The 20655-nt window shown below is 74.2% G+C and carries 19 protein-coding genes; 9 read left to right on the plus strand and 10 right to left on the minus strand.

The genetic code is table 11. The annotated features are described in order from the left end of the window. Positions 1–136 precede the first annotated feature (136 nt). Complete coding sequence (locus ACFXDE_RS34020; protein WP_359967648.1) at positions 137–520, plus strand: cold-shock protein; 384 nt, start codon at positions 137–139, stop codon at positions 518–520. An 18-nt stretch (positions 521–538) separates the two neighbouring features. On the opposite strand, the gene ACFXDE_RS34025 is transcribed toward ACFXDE_RS34020, so the two are convergent. The 4 genes from ACFXDE_RS34025 to ACFXDE_RS34040 all read right to left on the minus strand — a co-directional run bounded on the left by ACFXDE_RS34025 (position 539) and on the right by ACFXDE_RS34040 (position 4200). Continuing rightward, positions 539–1390 carry a 1,4-dihydroxy-6-naphthoate synthase gene (locus ACFXDE_RS34025; protein WP_380498361.1) on the minus strand — a complete coding sequence of 284 codons (852 nt, stop codon included), beginning with the start codon at positions 1388–1390 and terminating at the stop codon, positions 539–541. Continuing rightward, entirely contained in the window at positions 1383–2156 is a 774-nt protein-coding gene (locus ACFXDE_RS34030) for a futalosine hydrolase (RefSeq protein ID WP_380498362.1), read from the minus strand. The genes ACFXDE_RS34025 and ACFXDE_RS34030 overlap by 8 nt, the downstream gene beginning before the upstream one ends. 10 nt (positions 2157–2166) lie before the next feature. Further along, a complete protein-coding gene (locus ACFXDE_RS34035; protein WP_380435519.1) occupies positions 2167–2697 on the minus strand; it encodes a hypothetical protein in 531 nt (176 codons plus the stop codon). Between the two features lie 117 nt (positions 2698–2814). Continuing rightward, on the minus strand, positions 2815–4200 hold the full coding sequence (locus ACFXDE_RS34040) for an MFS transporter (protein ID WP_380498378.1): 1386 nt from the start codon (positions 4198–4200) through the stop codon (positions 2815–2817). 516 nt (positions 4201–4716) lie between these two features. Here ACFXDE_RS34040 and ACFXDE_RS34045 point away from each other — a divergent pair. Both ACFXDE_RS34045 and ACFXDE_RS34050 read left to right on the plus strand, forming a co-directional pair. Continuing rightward, the gene (locus ACFXDE_RS34045; RefSeq protein WP_380435521.1) at positions 4717–5598 is read left to right on the plus strand and encodes a DUF3027 domain-containing protein; all 882 of its coding nucleotides are present in this window, start codon (positions 4717–4719) and stop codon (positions 5596–5598) included. 298 nt (positions 5599–5896) lie between these two features. Next, the gene (locus tag ACFXDE_RS34050; protein ID WP_380498363.1) at positions 5897–9199 is read left to right on the plus strand and encodes a sacsin N-terminal ATP-binding-like domain-containing protein; all 3303 of its coding nucleotides are present in this window, start codon (positions 5897–5899) and stop codon (positions 9197–9199) included. A gap of 52 nt (positions 9200–9251) precedes the next feature. Here ACFXDE_RS34050 and ACFXDE_RS34055 read toward each other — a convergent pair whose 3' ends face one another. The 3 genes from ACFXDE_RS34055 to ACFXDE_RS34065 all read right to left on the minus strand — a co-directional run bounded on the left by ACFXDE_RS34055 (position 9252) and on the right by ACFXDE_RS34065 (position 12362). After that, positions 9252–9473, minus strand: coding sequence for a hypothetical protein (locus ACFXDE_RS34055; RefSeq protein WP_380435525.1), 222 nt, complete (start codon positions 9471–9473; stop codon positions 9252–9254). Positions 9474–9520: 47 nt separating this feature from the next. Further along, positions 9521–11989, minus strand: a complete 2469-nt coding sequence (locus tag ACFXDE_RS34060; RefSeq protein WP_380498364.1) for an HAD-IC family P-type ATPase — start codon at positions 11987–11989, stop codon at positions 9521–9523. Between the two features lie 76 nt (positions 11990–12065). Further along, positions 12066–12362, minus strand: coding sequence for a DUF2530 domain-containing protein (locus ACFXDE_RS34065; RefSeq protein WP_380435529.1), 297 nt, complete (start codon positions 12360–12362; stop codon positions 12066–12068). A gap of 183 nt (positions 12363–12545) precedes the next feature. Between ACFXDE_RS34065 and ACFXDE_RS34070 the strand changes: the two genes are divergently transcribed. The 3 genes from ACFXDE_RS34070 (at position 12546) to ACFXDE_RS34080 (ending at position 14739) form a co-directional block, all read left to right on the plus strand. Then, positions 12546–14006: an NCS2 family permease gene (locus ACFXDE_RS34070; protein WP_380435531.1), complete on the plus strand. Its 1461-nt coding sequence runs from the start codon at positions 12546–12548 to the stop codon at positions 14004–14006. Positions 14007–14122: 116 nt separating this feature from the next. After that, positions 14123–14323 carry a type II toxin-antitoxin system VapB family antitoxin gene (locus ACFXDE_RS34075; protein WP_380498365.1) on the plus strand — a complete coding sequence of 67 codons (201 nt, stop codon included), beginning with the start codon at positions 14123–14125 and terminating at the stop codon, positions 14321–14323. After that, entirely contained in the window at positions 14320–14739 is a 420-nt protein-coding gene (locus tag ACFXDE_RS34080; protein WP_380498366.1) for a PIN domain nuclease, read from the plus strand. Before ACFXDE_RS34075 ends, ACFXDE_RS34080 begins: the two co-directional genes overlap by 4 nt. Before the next feature lie 102 nt (positions 14740–14841). Here the strand turns inward: ACFXDE_RS34080 and ACFXDE_RS34085 are convergent, their stop codons facing one another. Beyond that, on the minus strand, positions 14842–15291 hold the full coding sequence (locus tag ACFXDE_RS34085; protein WP_380498367.1) for a VOC family protein: 450 nt from the start codon (positions 15289–15291) through the stop codon (positions 14842–14844). 133 nt (positions 15292–15424) lie between these two features. Between ACFXDE_RS34085 and ACFXDE_RS34090 the strand changes: the two genes are divergently transcribed. Together ACFXDE_RS34090 and ACFXDE_RS34095 are read left to right on the plus strand one after the other, a co-directional pair. Beyond that, complete coding sequence (locus tag ACFXDE_RS34090; RefSeq protein ID WP_380435535.1) at positions 15425–16348, plus strand: DUF4231 domain-containing protein; 924 nt, start codon at positions 15425–15427, stop codon at positions 16346–16348. A gap of 196 nt (positions 16349–16544) precedes the next feature. Further along, a complete protein-coding gene (locus ACFXDE_RS34095) occupies positions 16545–18257 on the plus strand; it encodes a hydrogenase maturation protein (RefSeq protein WP_380498368.1) in 1713 nt (570 codons plus the stop codon). A 96-nt stretch (positions 18258–18353) separates the two neighbouring features. Here the strand turns inward: ACFXDE_RS34095 and ACFXDE_RS34100 are convergent, their stop codons facing one another. Together ACFXDE_RS34100 and ACFXDE_RS34105 are read right to left on the minus strand one after the other, a co-directional pair. Continuing rightward, complete coding sequence (locus tag ACFXDE_RS34100; RefSeq protein ID WP_380435539.1) at positions 18354–19130, minus strand: MHYT domain-containing protein; 777 nt, start codon at positions 19128–19130, stop codon at positions 18354–18356. 339 nt (positions 19131–19469) lie between these two features. Continuing rightward, positions 19470–19874 (minus strand): VOC family protein, encoded by a 405-nt coding sequence (locus tag ACFXDE_RS34105; protein WP_380435541.1) that lies wholly within the window; start codon positions 19872–19874, stop codon positions 19470–19472. A gap of 143 nt (positions 19875–20017) precedes the next feature. Here ACFXDE_RS34105 and ACFXDE_RS34110 point away from each other — a divergent pair, with 143 nt between their 5' ends. Next, the gene (locus tag ACFXDE_RS34110; RefSeq protein WP_359967692.1) at positions 20018–20452 is read left to right on the plus strand and encodes a MarR family transcriptional regulator; all 435 of its coding nucleotides are present in this window, start codon (positions 20018–20020) and stop codon (positions 20450–20452) included. Positions 20453–20655: the final 203 nt, after the last annotated feature.

The following is a 20655-nucleotide window of genomic DNA, read 5'->3' on the forward strand; positions in this document are numbered from 1 at the left end:
CCGTTAGTCTGCTCCTGACAGCGTGCTGACCATGAGCGCCCACGGGCGCCGAGCCGAGGTCGGCCCGCGCTTTCCACCACCCAGTGATCCCCGGCCAGGGCCGGGATCCCTCACACCCATTCGAGGACTGTTCGAGATGCCCACCGGCCAGGTCAAGTGGTTCAACGAGACGAAGGGCTTCGGCTTCCTGTCGCGCGACGACGGCGGCGACGTCTTCGTCCACACCAAGGCGCTGCCCACCGGTGTCACGAGTCTGAAGCCGGGCCAGCGGGTCGAGTTCGGCGTGGTCGCGGGCCACCGCGGCGACCAGGCGATGGCCGTGCAGCTGCTGGAGGCCCTGCCCTCGGTGGCCGCCGCCCAGCGCCGCAGCGCCGACGACATGGCGCCCATCGTCCAGGACCTGATCACCACGCTGGACGCGGTGCTCCCCGGCCTGCAGCACGGCCGCTACCCGGCGAAGCCGACGGGTCAGAAGCTGGCCGGCCTGCTGCGCGCGGTGGCCGACCAGTTCGACCTCTGAGCAGGGCCCCGAGGGGCGTCAGAACGCGAGCGCACCCGGGTCGAGCGGGGGTACCAGCCCCTCGGCGGCGGCCCGGGTGAGCAGCGCGCGGACGGCCGCGTAGCCCTCCTCGCCGAGGTCCGCGGTGAACTCGTTCACATAGAGCCCGATGTGCTGGTCGGCGACGGCCGGGTCCATCTCCTGGGCGTGCGCGAGCACGTACTCCCGGCTGGCCGTAGGGTCCGCCCAGGCCTGCCGGACGGACGCGCGGATCGCGTCGGTGAGCGCGCGCAGCCGCTCGGCGCCCAGCGAGCGCTTCGCGACGATCGCGCCGAGCGGGATCGGCAGGCCGGTCTCCCGCTCCCAGGCCTCGCCCATGTCGGCGAGGCTGTGCAGCCCGTACTGCCGGTAGGTGAAGCGCGCCTCGTGGATCACCAGGCCGGCGTCCACCCGGCCGTCCCGGACGGCGGGCATGATCTCGTGGAACGGCAGGACGACGATCTCGCCGAAGCCCCCCGGCACGGCCTTCGCGGCCCAGAGCCGGAACAGCAGGTAGGCGGTGGACCGCTCGGACGGCACCGCCACGGTCTTGCCGGTGAGGTCCCCGGGGGCCGCCACGCCCGGCCGGGTGAGCACCAGCGGGCCGCAACCGCGGCCGAGCGCGCCGCCGCAGGGCAGCAGCGTGTACTCCGCCAGGACCCACGGCAGGGCGCCGTAGCTGATCTTCAGGACGTCCAGCTCGCCGCGCTCGGCCAGCCCGTTCGTGACGTCGATGTCCGCGAACGTCACCTCGGGGGCGTCGGCGCCGGGCACCAGGCCGTGCGCCCAGGCGTGGAAGACGAAGGTGTCGTTCGGGCAGGGCGAGTACGCGATGCTGAGCCGTTCAGCCACGGCCGGCCTCCTCGGTGAGTGCCTCGGCGAGGGTCTCGACGAGTGCGGGGACGGGCAGCGCGGCGAAGGCCCGCTCCAGCGCGGCCAGGGCGTCGCCGATCCGCCAGGCGGCCCGGTCGCGCGGGCCCACCGGGTTGGAGACCGTCCGCAGCTCGAAGGCCGGCACGCCGAACCGGGCGGCGGCCTCGGCCACGCCGAAGCCCTCCATCGCCTCGGCCGCGGCGCCCGGGTGGCGGGCGGTCAGGGCGGCGGCCCGCTCGGCGCTGCCGGTGACGGTGGAGACGGTCAGGACGGGCCCGGTGACGGCCCCCAGCGCCCGTGCCGCGAGCGCGACGGCGGCCGGGGGAGGCGTGTGCCGGGTGGTGCCGAAGCCGAGCTCGGCGACGTCGGCGAAGCCCTCGGGGGTCTCGGCGCCCAGGTCGGCGGCGACGATCGCGTCGGCCACCACGGTCGCGCCCACCGGGGCGTGCGGGGCGAACCCGCCCGCGATGCCGGCCGACACGACCAGCCCGTAGCGGTGCGCCGAGAGGGCCGCCGCGGCGCCGGCCGCAGCGGCGGCCGGACCGACCCCGCCCGCCAGGACGTCCACGGCCCCGGCGCGGTGCAGCTCCCCGCCCGGCAGCGGCAGCGGCAGCGCGTGCGCCCCGCCCGGCAGGCCCCGCAGGACCGCCTCGGCCTCGGCGGGCACCGCGACGACGACGAGCAGCCGGGCCCGCTCGGGGCCCGACTGCTCGCTGTGCCCGTCGGCGACGGCGCGCGCGGTCATCGCAGGACCGTCAGTTGTCCTGGGTGTTCAGCTGGAAGTACCAGACGGCGGTCGGGTTGTCCGAGTTCTTGTCGCCCTCGACCACGGTCACCAGCGTCTTGCCGGAGGCGTTCAGCAGCTTGCCGGCCGACTGCGAGCCCGAGTAGGTCGCGTTCTTGGCGTAGGAGAACAGGCTGTAGCGCCCGCCCTGGGCCTGCGTGCCGCCGTTGGTGAAGGCCCACCAGCCCTTGTCGGCCACGTTCGGCGAGACGCCGACGCCGACGTTGTCGCTGACGACGACGTCCGAGGTCGGGAGCGTGCCGTCCTTGAGGGCCTGGGTGGCCGTCTCCTGGCACTTCTGCTGGTCGTCCTCGGTCAGCGGGTTGCCGTCGTTCCAGCACAGCGGGTCCGCGGCGAGCGAGGAGTTGCCCACGGTCAGGGTGGCGCGGTGGCTGTTGTGCGCGGTCTGGCCGGACGCGTAGGCGATGGACCCGCCGACCGTGCCGGCGCCGATCACGACGACGGCGCCGAGGGCGGCGATGACACGGGTATCGAGGCTCATGGGTCAGAATCTACCGGGCTTCGCCGATCACGCTACGCGGGGGTCGGCAACCGCGTGTTGCCGCCCGCGCCGATCACCCGCCGATCACCCGCCGCTCACCCGTCGGCCGGGCACCGGTCAGGCGACCCGGGGCGCCGTCGGGTGCCGGCGCAGGCCCACCCGGAACAGCGAACGGATCGTCCACAGCAGCACCAGGCCGACCACCGAGGCGGCCACCGAGAGCCCCAGCTCGCCGTTGAGCGGCAGCAGGATGCCGACCGCGCCGCCGGCCACCCAGGACAGCTGCATCAGCGTCTCCGAACGGGCGAACGCCGAGGTCCGGACCGCCTCCGGGACGTCCCGCTGGATCAGCGCGTCCAGCGCCAGCTTGCCGAGCGAGGCCGCCATGCCGGCCGTCCCGGCGATCATGATCACCGTCACGACGCCGTACCAGAGGGCCGAGGCCGCCGTCGCGCACGTCGCGAGCAGCAGCATCGCGGTGACCGTCGCCTCCGGGCCGCGCGTGCGCAGCCACGAGCCCAGGACGGAACCCAAGGCGTTGCCCGTGCCCGCCGCCAGGGCGACCAGGCCCAGCGCCAGCGTGGGCCGCAGGCCGCCGATCGGCTCCTCGCGCAGCAGGAACGCCAGGAACATCACCAGGAAGCCGACCAGCCACTTCATCGCCGCCATCGCCCGCAGCGCCAGCACCACCGACGGGCCGACCGTGCGCAGCGAGGTCTTGACCGGCGGCGGCTTGTGGTGGATCAGGTGCGAGCCCTCGGTGTGCACCTCGGCGTGCAGCACGGCCCGCTGCTCGCCCTTCGCCGAGTCCACCGTGTGCGGCAGGTGGAAGGCCATCAGGGTGCCGATCACGAAGACCAGGAACGCCCCGCGCAGCGGCCAGCCGGGCCCGATCAGGTGCAGCAGCCCGCCCACCGCGGCGGCCACGCCGGTGGCCAGCAGACCGGCCAGGGTGACCCGGGAGTTCGCCTTCACCAGGGACAGCCGGTGCGGCAGCAGCCGGGGCACCACGACGCTGCGCACCACGCCGTACGCCTTGGAGGCCACCAGCACGCCGAGCGCCTCCGGGTACAGCGCGATGCCGCCGCCCGAGATCACCCCGGCCATCGTCCAGGCCAGGACCGCCCGGGCCAGCATCGACATCGCCATGGCGGCGCGGCGGCCGTGCGGCAGGCGGTCCAGCAGCGGGCCGACCACGGGGGCGAGGACGGCGAACGGGGCCATCGTGATCAGCAGGTAGAGCGCCACCCGGCCGCGCGCCTCGCCGGTCGGGACGGAGAAGAAGATCGTCGAGGCCAGGGCGATGGTGATCAGCATGTCGCCGAAGGAGTTCAGCGCGTGGAGCTCGATCAGCTTCGCGAGGCCCGACTCGCCCGCGCCCTCGGCCGACGTGGCCCGGCGGATCCGGCGGCCGGTGCCGTGCACCACCCGGCCGGTGCGGGCGCCGGCGGCGGAGGCGCCGCGGACGAGGAAGTTGCGGTGGGGGCCGGGGGGCTCCTCCACGTCCGCGTCGGGGTCCTCGCCCGGGTGCCCGCCGACCGGGCCGTCGCCGTGCTTCGTGAGGTCGACCCGGACGGGCGCGGACGTCCCGGAGCCGTCCGCCGGCTGCGGTTCGCCCGCAGGGTGGACCGGGGGCTGCTGTCGCGGCACCGCGTTCGTCTCGTCCGGGCCGTCGGCCTGCGAGGCGCGCAGTGCGTGCTGCGACGGGTTTTCGTCCGCCACAAGGCCATCCTGCCCCAGATTCGCTTCTGCGACGCGGGATTCCGCTCCGCTCGGCGCGGCCCCCGGAGGTCCGCCGGAGCCCCGGACTGTGCCGGGGCGCCGACCGACGGGTAGCCTGCCCAAGGTCCGCCCGCCCGGGTCCCACGGCGCCGGCAGGCCCGGACGAGCGGCGCGGTCGGTACCCGCGGCGGCCTCCGGTCGCGCAGAATGGACGAGGTACCCCGAGCCGCGACGGAACAGGCAACACGCCGTGGGCGACAGAAGAACTGGGAGAGAATCGACGCCGTGAGTGCTGCGATGCGAAGCCGTACCCCCGATCGGCTCTGTGCAGAGGCCGTCGAACTCGCCCGCCAGGCCGCCGAAGAGGCGGTCGGAGCGGAAGCCGTCGGGACGCACCTGGGTGTCCAGGCGGACGCCGACCGTGTCGTCACCCACAGCTTCGAGTGCCTCGACGCGGCCTACCGCGGCTGGCACTGGGCGGTCACCGTCGCCCGCGCCCCGCGCGCCAAGAACGTCACCCTCGACGAGGTCGTCCTGCTGCCGGGCCCCGACGCCGTCCTCGCCCCCCAGTGGGTGCCGTGGAGCGAGCGCCTGCGCCCCGGCGACATGGGACCCGGCGACCTGCTCCCCACCGACGCCGACGACCTGCGCCTGGAGCCCGGCTGGACCGGCGAGGACGAGCCCGCGCCGAACTCCGCGGTGGCGCAGGCCGCCGAGGAGGACGTCGTCGTCAGCGACACCGGCGTCCAGCCCGCCCCGGTCCGCGCGCAGATCAACGCCGTCGCCGAGGAGCTCGGCATGGGCCGCAGCCGGGTGCTCTCCCGGCTCGGCCTGCACCTGGCCGCCGACCGCTGGGAGAAGGCGCACGGCCCGCAGACCCCGATGGCGCAGGCCGCGCCCGCCTCGTGCAACAGCTGCGGCTTCCTGATCCCGATCGGCGGCTCGCTCGGGCAGGCCTTCGGCGTGTGCGGCAACGAGTTCGGACCGGCCGACGGGCAGATCGTCTCCTTCGCGTACGGCTGCGGCGGGCACTCCGAGGCGGCCGTGATCCCGGCTCCGCCGGCGCCGTCCGAGCTGATCCTGGACGAGCTGGTGGTCGAGCCGATGCAGCTCCACCCGGACCGCGCCTCCGGCTCGGTCGAGCCGGACGCCCCGGCCGAGGAGCTCGGCCACTCCTGACGCGTGCCGCTCCGGCCCGTCCCGCCGCACCGGCGGGGCGGGCCGTGGTGTCTTCTGGACGCCTCCGGCGGGGGTGTGGGCGGGGGTTTGGGGTGGGGGTGCCTCCGGCGGGGTGGGCGGGGGTTTGAGGTGGTGTGGGCCCTGCGCGGGGGCGGGCCGAGGTGTCTTCCGGGGTGCCTCCGGTGGGGGTGCGGGCGGGGGTCCGGGCCCGGGGCGGCGCGGGCCGTGGTCGGGAGCAGTCGGTGGGGCAGGGAAGAATGCCCTACGACGTACAGGGCGGCGGAAGGCGGCAGGTCCAGTGGAACCTCGGATCATCGGCAGCGGCACGGACGAGCACCTCGCGGACCCCTTCGGGAGCGCCGTGCTGCGCCGACGCGTGCTGGACGCCTGGGCCGCCTCGCCGGCCCGGTTCCGGGAGGACGCCAACGCCGAGGAGGAGCTCGCCCTCGGCGGCTACCGCGACCGGCTGGTCGTCGAGTTGGCGCAGAACGCCGCCGACGCCGCCGTCCGCGCCGGGCGCGGCCCCGGCCGGCTGCGGCTGACCCTCGCCGACGGCGTGCTCGCCGCCGCCAACACCGGCGCCCCGCTCGACGCCGCCGCCGTCGAGTCGCTGTCCACCCTGCGCGCCTCCTCCAAGCGCGGCGAGGCGCCCAGCGTCGGCCGGTTCGGCGTCGGCTTCGCCGCCGTCCTCGCCGTCACCGACGAGCCCGCCGTGCTCGGCGCCGCGGGCGGCGTCCGCTGGTCGCTCGGCGAGGCCCGCGCGCTCGCCGAGGCGCAGCCCTCGCTCGCCGACGAGCTGCGCCGCCGCGACGGCCACGTCCCGCTGCTGCGGCTGCCGTTCGCGGCCGAGGGCCCGGCCCCCGAGGGCTACGACACGGTGGTCGTGCTGCCGCTGCGCGACGCCGCCGCCGAGGACCTGACGCGCCGCCTGCTGATCGCCGTCGACGACGCGCTGCTGCTCACCCTCCCCGGCCTCGCCGAGATCGTCGTGGAGACCCCGGACGGCACCCGCACGCTCACCCGCACCGCCTCCGAGCCGCGCCCCGACGGCGTCACCGAGGTGACCGTCACGGACGACGAGGGCGGCCGCCCCCGGCAGACGCTCTGGCAGACCGTCGGCGCCTCCGGCCGGCTCGATCCCGAGCTGCTCGTCGACCGCCCCACCGAGGAGCGCGCCCGCCCGTACTGGACGGTCACCTGGGCCGTCCCGGTGGCCGAGGACGGCACCCCGCAGCTGCCCGGCGTCCTGCCCGTCCTGCACGCGCCGACGCCGAGCGACGAGCCGGTCGGCCTGCCCGCGCTGCTCATCGCCTCGTACCCGCTGGACTCCACCCGCCGGCACGTCGCCCCGGGACCGCTCGCCGCCTTCCTGACCGAGCGCGCCGCCGACAGCTACGCCGACCTGCTGCGTGCCCGCGGCGGCGACCTGGGCTCGCTCGGCCTGGTGCCCGGTCCGCTCGGCGACGGCGCGCTGGACAACGAGCTGCGCGGGGCGATCCTCCAGCGGCTGCCCGGCACGCCGTTCCTGCCGCACCCGGCGCCGGTCGAGGAGGGCACGCCCGCGCTGCGGCCCCGGGACGCGACGCTGCTGGAGGGCGCGGACGGCTCGGTGGTCGAGGCGCTGGCGCCGATCTTCCCCGGGCTGCTGCCGGCCGGTCTGGAGCGCCGGACCGAGCTGCGCGTGCTGAACGTGCGCCGGGTGCCGCTCGCCGAGGTGGTCGACCAGCTCGGCGGTCTGGACCGCGAGCCCGCCTGGTGGCGCAACCTGTACGCGGCGCTCGGCGCGGCCGACCCGGAGGCGCTCGGCGCGCTGCCCGTCCCGCTCGCCGACGGCCGGACGGTCACCGGGCCGCGGCGCGTCCTGCTGCCCTCCGACGCCGCCGACTGGGCGGCCTTCCCCGGCTACCCCGAGTCGCTGGCCGGGGCGCTCGCCGCGCTCGACCTGCGGCTCGCCCACCCGGAGGCGTCGCACCCGCTGCTGGCCAAGCTGGGCGCCGGCACCGCGACCCCGGCCGGCGTGCTGGACACGCCCGAGGTGCGGGCCGCCGTCGCCCGCTCCTTCGAGGTGGCCGAGGACGACCTCGACGCCGCCCTCGAACTGGCCGACGCCGTCCTGGCGCTGGTCAGGGCCGCCGCCCCGGCCGTCGGCGAGCACCCGTGGCTGGCCCGGCTGGCGCTGCTCGACGACGAGGGCGAGCCCGCCCGGGCCGGCGAACTCGTGCTCCCCGGCAGCCCGTTCGCGGCCCTCGCGCGCGAGGAGGACGCCGGCTGGGTGGACGACGACCTGCTGGAGCGCTGGGGCCCCGACGTGCTCGGCGCGGTCGGCGTGCTGGCCGACTTCGTCCTGGTCCGGGCCGAGGACGTCGTGCTCGACCCGGACGACCTGGAGCGCCTCGACCCGACCGTCCCCGCCGACCGCGCGGCCGGCGGCCACCCCACCGGCCTGCTCGACGAGGCACCGGACGGGCTCGCCGAGTGGGCCGAGGACGCGCTCGACGCCCTGCACGCCGACGACGGCGACACCGTGGGCGTGCCGCCGGTGGCCGCCGAGCTGCTGGCCGTCCGCGACCTCGACCTGATCGACGACGACGCCTGGCCCGAGGCGCTCGCCGCGCTCGCCCGCCCGCCGTACCGGGACGCCGTCGTCAACCCCGTCCGCACCCTGCTGCCGAACGGCGCGTACGCCGACCTGCCGCCGTACACCGCGTGGTGGCTGCGCGACCACCCGGTGCTGGACGGCCGCGAGCCGGCCGGCCTGCGCGCCGCCGGGGCGGACCCGCTGCTGCGCGGCCTGTACGACGAGGCCCGCACCACGCTGGACGAGCAGTTCCTGCACGCCCTCGGCGTGCGGACGACGCTCGCCGCGCTGCTCGCCGAACCGCACGGGCCGGACGAGGTCCTGGACCGGCTCACCGACCCGGACGCCGAGGTCGGCCACCGCCAGCTGCACGGCATCCACAGCGCGCTGGCCCGGGTCGACGCCGGGCGGATCGAAGCCCTGGACGTCGTACGGGCGTTGCCGCCGCTGGACCCGGAGACCGGCCGCCGCCCGGCGCACACGGTGGTCGTCGACGCCACCGAGGCGGTCGTCGCGGACGCCCCCGACCTCGTCCAGCTCCTGCACTCCCACCCGCTGCTGCCGGTCGCCCCGGCGCTCGCGGCGGACCTCGCCGAGCGCCTGCACGTGTCGCTGGCCAGCGAGGTGGCGGGCGGGCGGGTGCTCTCCGAGGGCGTGCTGCACCGGGTGCCGGCCGTGGTGCGGGAGCTGCTGCCCGGCTGCCCGGTGGCGTACGAGGAGCACGAGGAGCTGCTCGTCGTCGGCCCGGACGGCAACGAGGCCGCGGTGGACTGGCGCCTGGACCGGGAGGCGGACGCGCCCGAGCCGCCGTACGACCCGGACACGGCCGAGGCCGGCGACGAGGACGACGAGTTCGAGGTGCCGCCGGTGCCGGGCCTGCTGCACGCGGCCACCCCCGAGGGGCTGGCGGCCGGGCTGGCCTGGTCGGTCGGGCAGTGGCACCGGCGGTTCGAGGTGCTGGCCGCGCTCAGCGAGCCGGACCGGGCCTACGAGCTGTCCGCGGCACGGGACTTCGAGGGCTGAGCGGGGCGGGCGGGCCGGGCGGGCCGGGCACGGCCGAGTCCGTTGCCCGGTGTCAGCGGGTCCGTCCGTCGGGGCGGGCCCGCAGCCGCAGGTAGAGCGTGACGGTGACGGTCAGCCAGACCACGCCGAGCGTCAGCATCCCGGCGGCCCGCAGCGACGGCTCGGACCTCGGCAGCACGTGCAGGACCGTCATCGCCAGGGCCGGCGGCGTGACCGCCAGCAGCCCGCCCAGGAAGGCGATGAACGCCTCCAACTCCCCACCCCTGCGCGCCATCCGGCACCCCCTCTCGGGGGCATGTTAGGCCGGACGAGGACGCCGCGTCACTCGTAGCCGCGGCGTTTCATGAAGCGCCAGGCGATTTCCAGGGCCATGCAGCAGATCACCGCGATGCCGACGCCCGTCCACGGGTCGCGGATGCCGACCAGGCGGAGCTGGAAGAAGTCGGACAGCCACGGGACCAGCAGCACCAGCGAGAACGCGCCGCCCATCGTGCCGATCAGCAGCAGGCGCCACCAGTTGTACGGGCGGGCGACGATGGCGAGCACCCAGATGGCGATCAGGAACAGCGTCAGCGTGGCCACGCTGGTGTCGGCCTTGAGGTCCGTCGCGTGGTTCGCCCTGGCCAGCGCGTAGGCCGCGAACGTCCCGGTGCCCGCGATGGCGCCGCCCGGGATCGCCAGCCGCAGCACGCGTTTGACGAAGCCGGTGCGGGCGCGCTCGTTGTTGGGGGCGAGCGCGAGGAAGAAGGCCGGCACGCCGATGGTGAGCGTGGACAGCACGGTCGAGTGCCGGGGCAGGAACGGGTACGGCGAGTGGGTGAAGATCACCAGCAGCGCCAGCAGGACCGAGTACACGGTCTTGACCAGGAACAGCCCGGCGACGCGCTCGATGTTGCCGATCACCCGGCGGCCCTCGGCCACCACCGAGGGGAGCGTCGCGAAGGAGTCGTTCAGCAGCACGATCTGGGCGACCGCCTTGGTCGCGTCGCTGCCGGTGCCCATCGCCACGCCGATGTCCGCGTCCTTGAGCGCGAGCACGTCGTTGACGCCGTCGCCCGTCATGGCCACCGTGTGCCCGCGCGACTGCAGCGCGCCGACCAGCTCGCGCTTCTGCTGCGGGGTGACGCGGCCGAACACGCTCGTCCGCTCGGCGGCGTCGGCGAGCGCCTCCGGCTCGGTCGGCAGCGTGCGCGCGTCCAGCGGCTGGTCCGCGCCGGGCAGGCCGAGGTGGGCGGCGACCGCGCCGACCGAGACCGCGGCGTCGCCGGAGATCACCTTCGCCCGGACCTGCTGGCCCTCGAAGTACCGCAGCGTGGCCGCCGCGTCCTCACGCAGCCGCTGCTGCAGCACCACCAGGGCCAGCGGTGTGAGGCCCGCCGCCGGGTCGGGGGAGTCCAGCGGGACGGGATTGCGGCCGATCAGCAGCACCCGCAGGCCCTTGGCGCCCAGCTCGTCCACCTCGGCGAGCGCCGGGTGGCCGGCCGGCAGCAGGACGTCGGGGGCGCCGAGCAGCCAGGTGGCCTCGCCGCCCTGCGGCTCCAGCAGCTGCACGCCGCTCCACTTGCGGGCGGAGGAGAACGGCATGGCCTCGATCACGCGCCAGCCGTTCGCACCGCCCGCGGCCCCGGTCATGGTCCGCGAGCCGTCCCCGTAGGCGGCGATGACGGCCTGCATGGACGGGTTCGGCCGCGCGTCGGCCCCGGCCATCACGCCGAGCGCGTGCTCGATCGTCCGCGGCCCGACCGCCCCGGGCACGCCGTCGGAGATCACGCGCAGGTCGATCACGTCCATGCCGCCCTCGGTGAGCGTGCCGGTCTTGTCCAGGCACACCGTGTCGACCCGGGCCAGCCCTTCGATCGCGGGCAGCTCCTGCACCAGGCACTGCTTGCGCCCGAGCCGGATCACGCCGATCGCGAAGGCGACCGAGGTGAGCAGCACCAGGCCCTCCGGGACCATCGGCACGATGCCGGCCACCATGCGGCGCACCGCCTCGCGCCAGTCCCGGCCCTCGACGGCCAGCTGGCTGATGATCAGGCCGATCGCGGTCGGGACCAGCAGGTAGGTGATGAACCGCAGGATGCTGTTGATGCCGGTGCGCAGCTCCGACTTCACCAGCGTGAACCGGCTCGCCTCCTCGGCCAGTTGCGCCGCGTACGCCTCGCGCCCGACCTTCGTCGCGGTGAACGCGCCCGCGCCGGCCACCACGAAGCTGCCGGACATCACCTGGTCGCCGGGCTGTTTGAGGACGGGGTCGGGCTCGCCGGTCAGCAGCGACTCGTCGATCTCCAGGCCGTCCGCCTCGGTGACCTCGCCGTCGACGATCACTTTGTCGCCGATGCCGAGCAGCACGGTGTCGTCGAGCACGATCTCGCCGACGCCGATCTGCTGGACGGTGCCGTCCCGGCGCACCTGCGGGCGGGCCTCGCCGATCAGGGCCAGGCTGTCCAGGGTCTTCTTGGCGCGCAGCTCCTGGATGATGCCGATCGCCGTGTTGGCGACGATGACCAGGCCGAACAGGCCGTCCTGGATCGGGCCGACGACCAGGATGATCCCGAACATCACGCCGATGATCGCGTTGAACCGGGTGAAGACGTTGGCCCGGACGATCTCCTTGGCGGAGCGGCTGGAGCGCACCGGGACGTCGTTGACCTGTCCGCGCGCGACCCGCTCGGCCACCTCCGCGCCGCTCAGCCCGCCGCGCCGGCCGGGCAGCAGGCCGAGGGGGTGCGCACCGTCGGGGCGGTCGCCGTCGCCGGGCTGCTCTTCCGCGGAGTGGGCAGGCTGCGTCATGGCACCGACTCTACGGGTGCCTTATGTCCGATGCGTGCTACTAAAGGCCTATTCGGTCCGACCGGGTGGCCGGGGTCTACGCGGCCCCGTCCGGGCCCGTCCCTTCGGGGTGCGCGGCGGCCGCGGCCTCGGCGGCGCGGCTGCGGGCGATCGCGTCCCGGCGGGCGCGGCAGTACCAGAGGCCGATCAGGCCGAGCAGTCCGCCGGACAGGCAGACCCAGGGCCAGGTGCCGTGGCCGTGGTCGGAGAGGGTGCCCTGGAACGGCAGCAGCACCAGGAAGGCGACGAACCACAGCACCGTGCCGCCGCCGACGATCGCGACGTCGTTGGCCTCCAGCGGCGGAGGGGAGGGGTGCAGCGGGGTCTTGGGCATGGGGCCTAGCGTACGGGGCGCGGGTCCGGTGGGGGCCATCCGGCGTCCGCTCGGGGCCGCGCGCGGCTCTACGCGCGAAGATAGCGCGGGTTCGATCCGGAAACCATACTTTTGGTTCTGCGCCCGGCCACCGTCGACCAGGGCGTTCGCCCCCCTCCTCCGCCCCCCACAGAGGACGCACGCATGCCTGTGGTCCAGCCGACCACCGAGTCGCCCGAGCCCGCCGACACCGCGCCCGAGCCGCCCTCCGGCGCCCTGGACCGCTACTTCCGGATCAGCGAGCGCGGCTCCACCCTGCCGCGCGAGATCCGCGGCGGCGTGGCCACGTTCTTCACCATGGCCTACATCCTGGTGCTCAACCCGATCATCCTGGCCAGCGCCACGGACCTGAACGGGACCCACCTGGACAGTGCCCAGCTGGTCACCGCGACCGCCCTCACCGCGGGTCTCACCACCCTGCTGATGGGCGTCATCGGCAATGTGCCGATCGGCCTGGCCGCCGGCCTCGGCGTCAACACCATCGTGGCGCTCCAGCTCGCGCCCAGGATGACCTGGCCGGACGCGATGGGCATGGTCGTCCTGGCCGGCTTCGCGATCATGCTGCTGGTCGCCACCGGGCTGCGCGAGCGGGTCATGAACGCCGTGCCGCTCGGGCTGCGCAAGGCCATCGCGATCGGGATCGGCCTGTTCATCAGCCTCGTCGGGCTGGTCGACTCCGGCTTCGTCAGCCGCATCCCGGACGCCGCCCACACCACCGTGCCGCTCCAGCTCGGCGGCAGCGGCCACCTGCTCGGCTGGCCGGTCCTGGTGTTCGTCGTCGGCCTGCTGCTCACCCTCGTCCTGGTGATCCGCAAGGTGCCCGGCGCGATCCTCATCAGCATCGCGGTCAGCACCGCCGTCGCCGTCGTGATCGACGAGTTCGCCGACATCCCGGCGCTCAAGTGGGGCCTGACCGTCCCGGCGTGGCCCGGCAACCCGGTCGCCGCCCCGGACTTCGGCCTGGTCGGCAAGGTCAGCCTGTTCGGCGGCTTCGAGAAGGTCGGCGTGCTGACCGGCGCGCTGTTCGTCTTCACCGTGCTGATGTCGTGCTTCTTCGACGCGATGGGCACCATCCTCGGCGTCGCCGACGAGGCCCACCTGCTCGACGAGAAGGGCGACCTGCCGGGCATCAACCGGATCCTCATGGTCGACGGCATCGCCACGGCGGCCGGCGGCGCCACCTCCGCGTCCGCGAACACCTGCTTCGTCGAGTCCACGGCCGGCGTCGGCGAGGGCGCCAGGACCGGCTTCGCCTCGATCGTCACGGGCCTGCTCTTCGTGGTGGCGCTCTTCCTCACCCCGCTCGCCACCATGGTCCCCGCGCAGGCCGCCACCCCGGCCCTGGTCACCGTCGGCTTCCTGATCCTGGCCAACTCGATCAAGGAGATCGACTGGGCCGACTACACGATCGCGATCCCGGCGTTCCTGACGATCGTGATGATGCCCTTCACGTACAGCATCACCAACGGCATCGGCTTCGGCTTCGTCGCCTTCTGCATCCTGCGCATCGCCGCGGGCCGCGGCCGCGAGGTCCCGATCCCGATGTACGCGGTCGCGGGCGTCTTCGCCTTCTACTACCTGATGCCGGCCCTCGGCCTGCTCTGAGCCTGCGTCGCCGGGTTTCCGACGGCCCCGCACCCCTTGGGTGCGGGGCCGTGTTCGATATCGAGAATGTTCCTGGACTGATATCGTTTTCTTGTTGTCGATCGAGGGAGATGGCCATGGCTCGCACGGTGATCGATCTCGACGATGACCTTCTCGCCGAGGCGCAGCGCTTGTTCGGCACGACGACGAAGGTCGCCACGGTCAATGCGGCGCTGTTGGAGGCCGTGAAGCTGGCCAGGCGGATAGAGCTGGCCGATGCCATCGCCAACGGGGAGTTCGACCTCCTCGGGGAGCCGGGCAAGTCGGCTGCCGCGTGACCCGAGAGCGCTACCTGATCGACAAGTCGGCCCTGGCGCGCTGGGGCGAACCGGCGGTGCGGCCGGTTCTCGACGATCTCTCGCAGCGGGCGCTCCTCGCGGTGAGCGCCGCGGTCGAGATGGAGGTCCTGCACAGCGCCCGGAGTGCGGCGGAAGCGGACCGGCTGAGCCACCTGCTCCGGGGGTTCGACTACCTGCCGTGCACCGATGAGGTCTGGGACCGGGCGAAGGACATCCAGCGTCGTGCGCTGTTCCGCGGGAACCATCGCGCCCTGTCGATGGCCGACCTGCTGATCGCCGCGACGGCGGAACGGCACGGGGTCACGGTCCTGCACTACGACGGCGACTACGACATGATCGCGTCCATCACCGGGCAGCCCACTCGCTGGGTCGTGCCGGGCGGTACGGCCGACTGAACTACCTGATGCCGGCCCTCGGCCTGCTCTGAGCGCGGTACGCCCCGCACGCGGCCCCGTCCTCCTCCGTGGAGGGCGGGGCCGCGGTGTGTTTCGGCCGGGCTACTGGACGCAGAACTCGTTGCCCTCGGGGTCGGCCATCGTCGTCCATTCGCCGCCGTTCTCCTTCACGTGGCGCAGGACGGTGGCGCCGAGGGACCGCAGGCGGGTGACGGTGGCCTCGCGGGCTCCGGGGCCGGGGTGGAGGTCGAGGTGGAGGCGGTTCTTCGTCTCCTTGGGCTCGGGGACGGCCTGGAAGAGGATGCGGCGGCCCAGGCCGGTGCCGGTGGCCGGGTCGAACGGGTCGTCCGGGTGGCGGACGGCGAGCAGGGCGCGGAAGGCGGGGCGGCCCTCGAACTCGGTCACGGCCTCCGCGGGGAGGGCGCCGGCCGCGAGGAGGCGGGTGACCAGGGCGCTGTTGTCCTCGACCGCGTAGTCGAGGGCGGCGGCCCAGAAGGCGGCCTGGCGGAGCGGATCGGCGCAGTCGACGACGAGTTTCCAGTGCAGCGGCATGTAACCGGTTATATCGGTTACCGGTCGAGGGGGACAATCGGACGCGTGGGAAAGGTGTCAAAAATGTGACTGTGTAGCGGAGTTGGCCGGGGGCATACTGCCTGGACGGGGCGACGGGGAGGGGGCTCGACCGATGGTGCAACAGGATCCGCCCGGGGGAGACGAGGCCAAGCTGCTGCCGGACCTGTTCTGGACGGCGGACAAGGCCTCGCTGGACGGACAGCGCGAGACGCTCCGGTGGTACCGCGGGCTGATCGCGATGCTGGTGATCGCCGCCGTGATCGGCTCGTTCCCGGGCCCGGACAAGGCGGGCGACGGCGACATCGCGCCGCTCTTCTCGGTGGTGGCCTTCCTGGTCGCCGGCTACTTCTGGTCCCGGCTGCGCCGCAGCAACCCGCAGGGCCGCTGGTACGAGGCCAGGGCCGCGGCCGAGTCGGTGAAGACGCTCGCCTGGAAGTACTCGGTGCGCGCCCGCCCGTTCGACGGCGAGGCGGACTCGCCCGACGTGGACCGCGGCTACCTGCTGCAGCTCGAAGACGTGATGCGGGCCTTCGAGGACCCGGAGATCGTGCCGCCCGGCACCGTCCCCGAGATCACCCCCGAGATGCGGCTGGCCAGGGCCGGCTCGCTGACCGCCCGGCGGACGCTCTACCTGCGCACCCGGGTCGAGAGCCAGCGCACCTGGTACCGCTCCCGGGCCGAGGCGTGCGAGTCGCAGGCCGTGTCGTGGGGGCTCGGCATCGCGGCGCTGATCATCATCGGCGCGGCGGCGGCCATCGCGCAGGCGACCGGCGCGCTGCAGGTGCACGTCTTCGGCGCCAGCTCCGCCGCGGCCGCGTCGATCATCGCCTGGACGCAGCTCAAGCAGCTCCGCCCGCTGGCCGCCGCCTACCAGCTGGCCGCCCGCGAGCTGGAGAACGTCGGCAACCAGCTGTCCGACCTCGACCCCCGGGCGCCGGACGCGGAGACCCGCTGGGCCCGCCTGGCCGCCGAGGCCGAGGACGCGGTCTCCCGCGAGCACACCACCTGGCGGGCCCGCCGGGCCTTTCCCCGCTGACCCGACGGAGACGAACGCGGGAGGTCAACTCCGGGGAGGGGCTGGGGAGATCCCGCGAAGCGTGCGCCATGCCGGGGCCACAGGTGTGCAGGGTGCGTGAGGGTCGGGCGGGGACGGGCCGACCGTAATCATTACGTGTCCATGCCCTGGTTTCATCGCCTCCGCGCGCGACCCCCAGTCCCCGTCGGAGGCCCCCTTGCGCATTCTCCTGATCGCCAGTGCGTTCAACAGCCTGACCCAGCGCGTCCACACCGAACTGCGCGGGCGCGGCCACCAGGTCGCCGTCCAGCTCGCCCTCGGCGACGAACAGGTGCGGGCCGCGGTGGACCGGACCGATCCCGAGCTGATCGTCTGCCCGATGCTCACCAAGGCGGTCCCGGAGGACGTCTGGCGCGCCCGGACCGTCCTCATCGTGCACCCCGGCCCCAAGGGCGACCGCGGCCCGTCCTCGCTGGACTGGGCGATCACCGAGGGCGCCGAGCGCTGGGGCGTCACCGTCCTGCAGGCCGTCGGGGAGATGGACGCGGGCGACATCTGGGCGTCGGTCGAGTTCACCGTCCCCGCGTGCGGCAAGAGCGAGCTGTACCGCAACGAGGTGGCCGACGCCGCCGTCGAGGCCGTCCTGCTGGCCGTCCAGCGTCACGAGGGCGGGCTGTTCACCCCCGAACCGCTCGACTACGACCGGCCCGACGTCCGCGGCCGGCTGCGCCCGTTCCTGCGGCAGGACGCGCGCCGGATCGACTGGTCCGCCGACGACACCGCCACCGTGCTCCGCAAGCTCCGCGCCGCCGACTCCCAGCCCGGCGTGCTCGACGAGCTGTACGGCCGCGAGTTCTTCCTGCACGGCGGCCACCCCGAGGACGAGCTGCGCGGCCCCGTGCCCGGCGAGGTGCTCGCGACCCGCGACGGCGCGATCTGCCGGGCCACCGTGGACGGCGCGGTGTGGATCCCGCAGCTGCGCCCGCGCCGCACCCCGGGCGGGCCCGCCACCTTCAAACTGCCCGCCGCGACGGTGCTCGCCGACGAGCTGCACCGCGTCCGCGAGGTGCCGGTGACCGCGGCCGAGGCGGCCCGCCGCGACACCTGGTCGGAGCTGCGCTACCACGAGGACGGCGACGTCGGCTTCCTCGAATTCGCCCACACCGGCGGGGCGATGAGCACCGAGCAGTGCCGCCGCCTGCTCACCGCCTACCGCGCGGCCGCCGACCGGCCCACCTCGGTGCTGGTGCTCGGCGCGGCCCGGGACTTCTACTCCAACGGCATCCACCTCAATGTCATCGAGGGCGCGTCCTTCCCGGCGCTGGAGTCGTGGGAGAACATCAACGCGATGGACGACCTGGTCGCGGCGATCCTCACCACGACCGACAAGCTGACCGTCTCGGCGCTCGCCGGGAACGCCGCCGCGGGCGGGCTGATGCTGGCGATCGCCGCCGACGAGGTGTGGTGCCGCGAGTCGGCGGTGCTCAACCCGCACTACCGGCTGATGGGCCTGTACGGCTCCGAGTACTGGACGTACACCCTGCCGCGCCGGGTCGGCGCCGAGTGGGCGGAGCGGCTGACCACCGAGGCGCTGCCGGTCGGGGCCGGGCAGGCCCGCCGGATCGGCCTGGTGGACCGCACGGAGGGCGGGGACGCGGCCGGGTTCCGCCGCTGGACGGTCCGTGAGGCGGCCCGCCTCGCCGCCTCGCCGGAGCTCACCGCGCGGCTGGTCGACAAGAAGCGCCGGCTGGCCGCGGACGACGAGGAGCGCCCGCTCGCCGACTACCGGGCGGAGGAACTCCGGCGCATGCACGCCAACTTCTACCGCGCGGGCGAGCCGTACCACGGGCTGCGGCGGGACTTCGTCCGCAAGGTGTGCCCGGTGGCCACGCCGGAGCACCTGACCGGGCTGCTCGGCGGGCCCGAGTAGCGGGACGCGAAAGCGGAGGCCGGGCCCGGTGGGTTCGGGCCCGGCCTCCGCCGTGCGTGCGCTGAGTGTCGGCGAGCACTCAGAGCCGGCGAGCGCTCAGCGCCGGCGTGCGGCCAGTGGTGCGGCGTGGCCGACGACGACGGGCTGGGTGACGCTCTTGCTCGGCGACACCGCGAAGGCGAGCGCGCCGAAGAACACGTAGCAGCCGAGCCCGACCCCGAGCGGGAAGATGAACTCCAGCGCCATCACGCCGCCCTGGGTGTTCTGCGAGAAGTCGAGTTCGACGGAGAGCGCCGACATGCCCGTGTAGTGCATCGCGCACACGGCGACGCCCATCACCGGCGCCGCCGCCAGGACGGCCAGCGTGCCGCGGATGTTCAGCGCGGCCCAGAGCGCGGCCGTCGCCGCGAACACCGCGATGCCGATGGACAGCCCGACCGTCGTGCGGTCGTAGTGCACGTGTCCGGGCAGGACCATCGCGGCCATGCCGAGGTAGTGCATCGCCGCGACCCCGAGGCCCGTGGTCAGGCCGCCGGCGAGCAGCGACAGCACCGGGCGCCTGCTGTACCCGACGGTGAACAGGCCGACGCCGACGACGACGATCGCGACCACGAGGCTGAGCACCGTCGGCCCGGGCCGGTAGGTGATGTCGACGCCGCTGACGGAGAAGCCGAGCATCGCGATGAAGTGCATGGACCAGATTCCGGCGCCGAGCGAAGTGGCCGCGAAGAGCAGCCAGTTGACCCGGGTGCGGCCCTGGGAGACGAGCGCCCAGCGGGCGCTGCGCAGGGCGACGAACGAGCCGAGGCAGGCGACGAAGTACGAGACCGCCGGTGTTATCCAGCCGTGGTCGGCATGGTGGATCTCACCCAATGACAGCTCCCTGGACGGATGAGGGGGGAAGAGGGCGCCAGGGCTCGGGCGGACGCGGGACTGCCGGGAGGAACGGGACGGCCGGTGGGGCGCGTGGGAAGGCGTGCGCAGTGGGCACGGACGGGGTCCGCCGGGGGGAGACCTGGCATGGTGCCCCTGACATGTGGTGCCCCTGACAACGGGGCCCTGACAACCGGGACAGTAACCACTGCCCGGCGGCCGCACAAGGTTCGGCGTTTTCGTGAAGTCCCAGGTCAGCGTGGGCCTTTACGGGGCCTGCATGATCTTGGCACCAATCCCTGACACCCTCTGCGCAGGTCCGCCGGGCCCGTTCGTGGGTTAGTCCAGGGGGGCTAGCCCGAACGGGTGGCCGGCTGGGTCGATCAGCACCTTGAGCGTGCGGCCGTGCTGGTACGTCGGCTCGGTGGCGCCGAGCTCCAGGGCCCGGCCGATGGCCTCGTCGAGGTCGTCGACGTAGAAGTCGAGGTGGAAGTGCTTGCCGCCGTCCGGTTCCGTCCAGGGCTCCGGGCGGTAGCCGGTGACCCGTCCGAAGGCCAGCGGGCTGCCGCCCTCGGGGTTGTCGAGGATCGCGAAGTGCTCGTCCGCGTGGCGGGTCTCCCAGCCGAGCAGTTCGCCGTAGAACCCGGCCAGCGCGACCGGGTCGGCGCAGTCGATGGTGACCAGGGCGAGCCGGGCGAAGCCGGTGCCGTTCGGGGCGGCCTGGTCGGCGGCGAGGTCGGACATGTCTGGTCGGCCCTTCTGGGAGTCGAGACCTATGTCCAATATGGCACCGGGGCGATCTTCCGGCGCGGCGGTGGACCGCGGGGAGGGTGGGGAGGGCGGCAACCAATTTTCGTTAGCGAGAGTAATGACGTAAGCTAACGACCATGCCCGAGATGTCCGAGCAGGACCTCGCAGCGGTCAACCAGCTGCGATCGTCCACGATGCGCCTCTCCCGCCGGCTCAAGCACCAGCGGGTCGAGGAGTCGCTGAGCCCTACCGAGATGGGGGTGCTGGGCACCCTCGCCCGGTGCGGAAAGGCCACGCCGGGTGAGCTCGCCCGGAAGGAGCACGTGCAGCCCCCTTCGATGACCAGGATCGTCGCGATGCTGGAGGAGAAGGGACTCGTGCGGCGCGAGCCGCACCCCGAGGACCGCCGCCAGGTGGTCGTCAGCAGCACCGAGCAGGCCGAGGCGATCCTGGCGGAGAGCCGCCGGCGTCGCAACGCCTGGCTCGCCGAGCTCGCCGAAGGGCTCGACGAGGAGGAATGGGCCGTCCTCCGGGAGGCCGCGCCCGTGCTCTACAAGCTCGCACACCTCTAGGCACGCCCAGTCCGACCTGCCAGTCGGAGAAGAAGGAGCACCGCATCACCGCAGGACCGACCACGAACACCAGGAGCGCGACGGCCGTTGTACGGGCCCTCGCCCCGCCCCGGGGGGACACCGTGAACCCCCCCGCCCCACCCGCCGCCGCCCACCCGACCGAACAGCCCCCCCCCCCCCCCCCCCCGCCCCCCGCCCCGGCC

The organism is Kitasatospora sp. NPDC059408, assembly GCF_042751525.1.
Lineage (GTDB): Bacteria > Actinomycetota > Actinomycetes > Streptomycetales > Streptomycetaceae > Kitasatospora.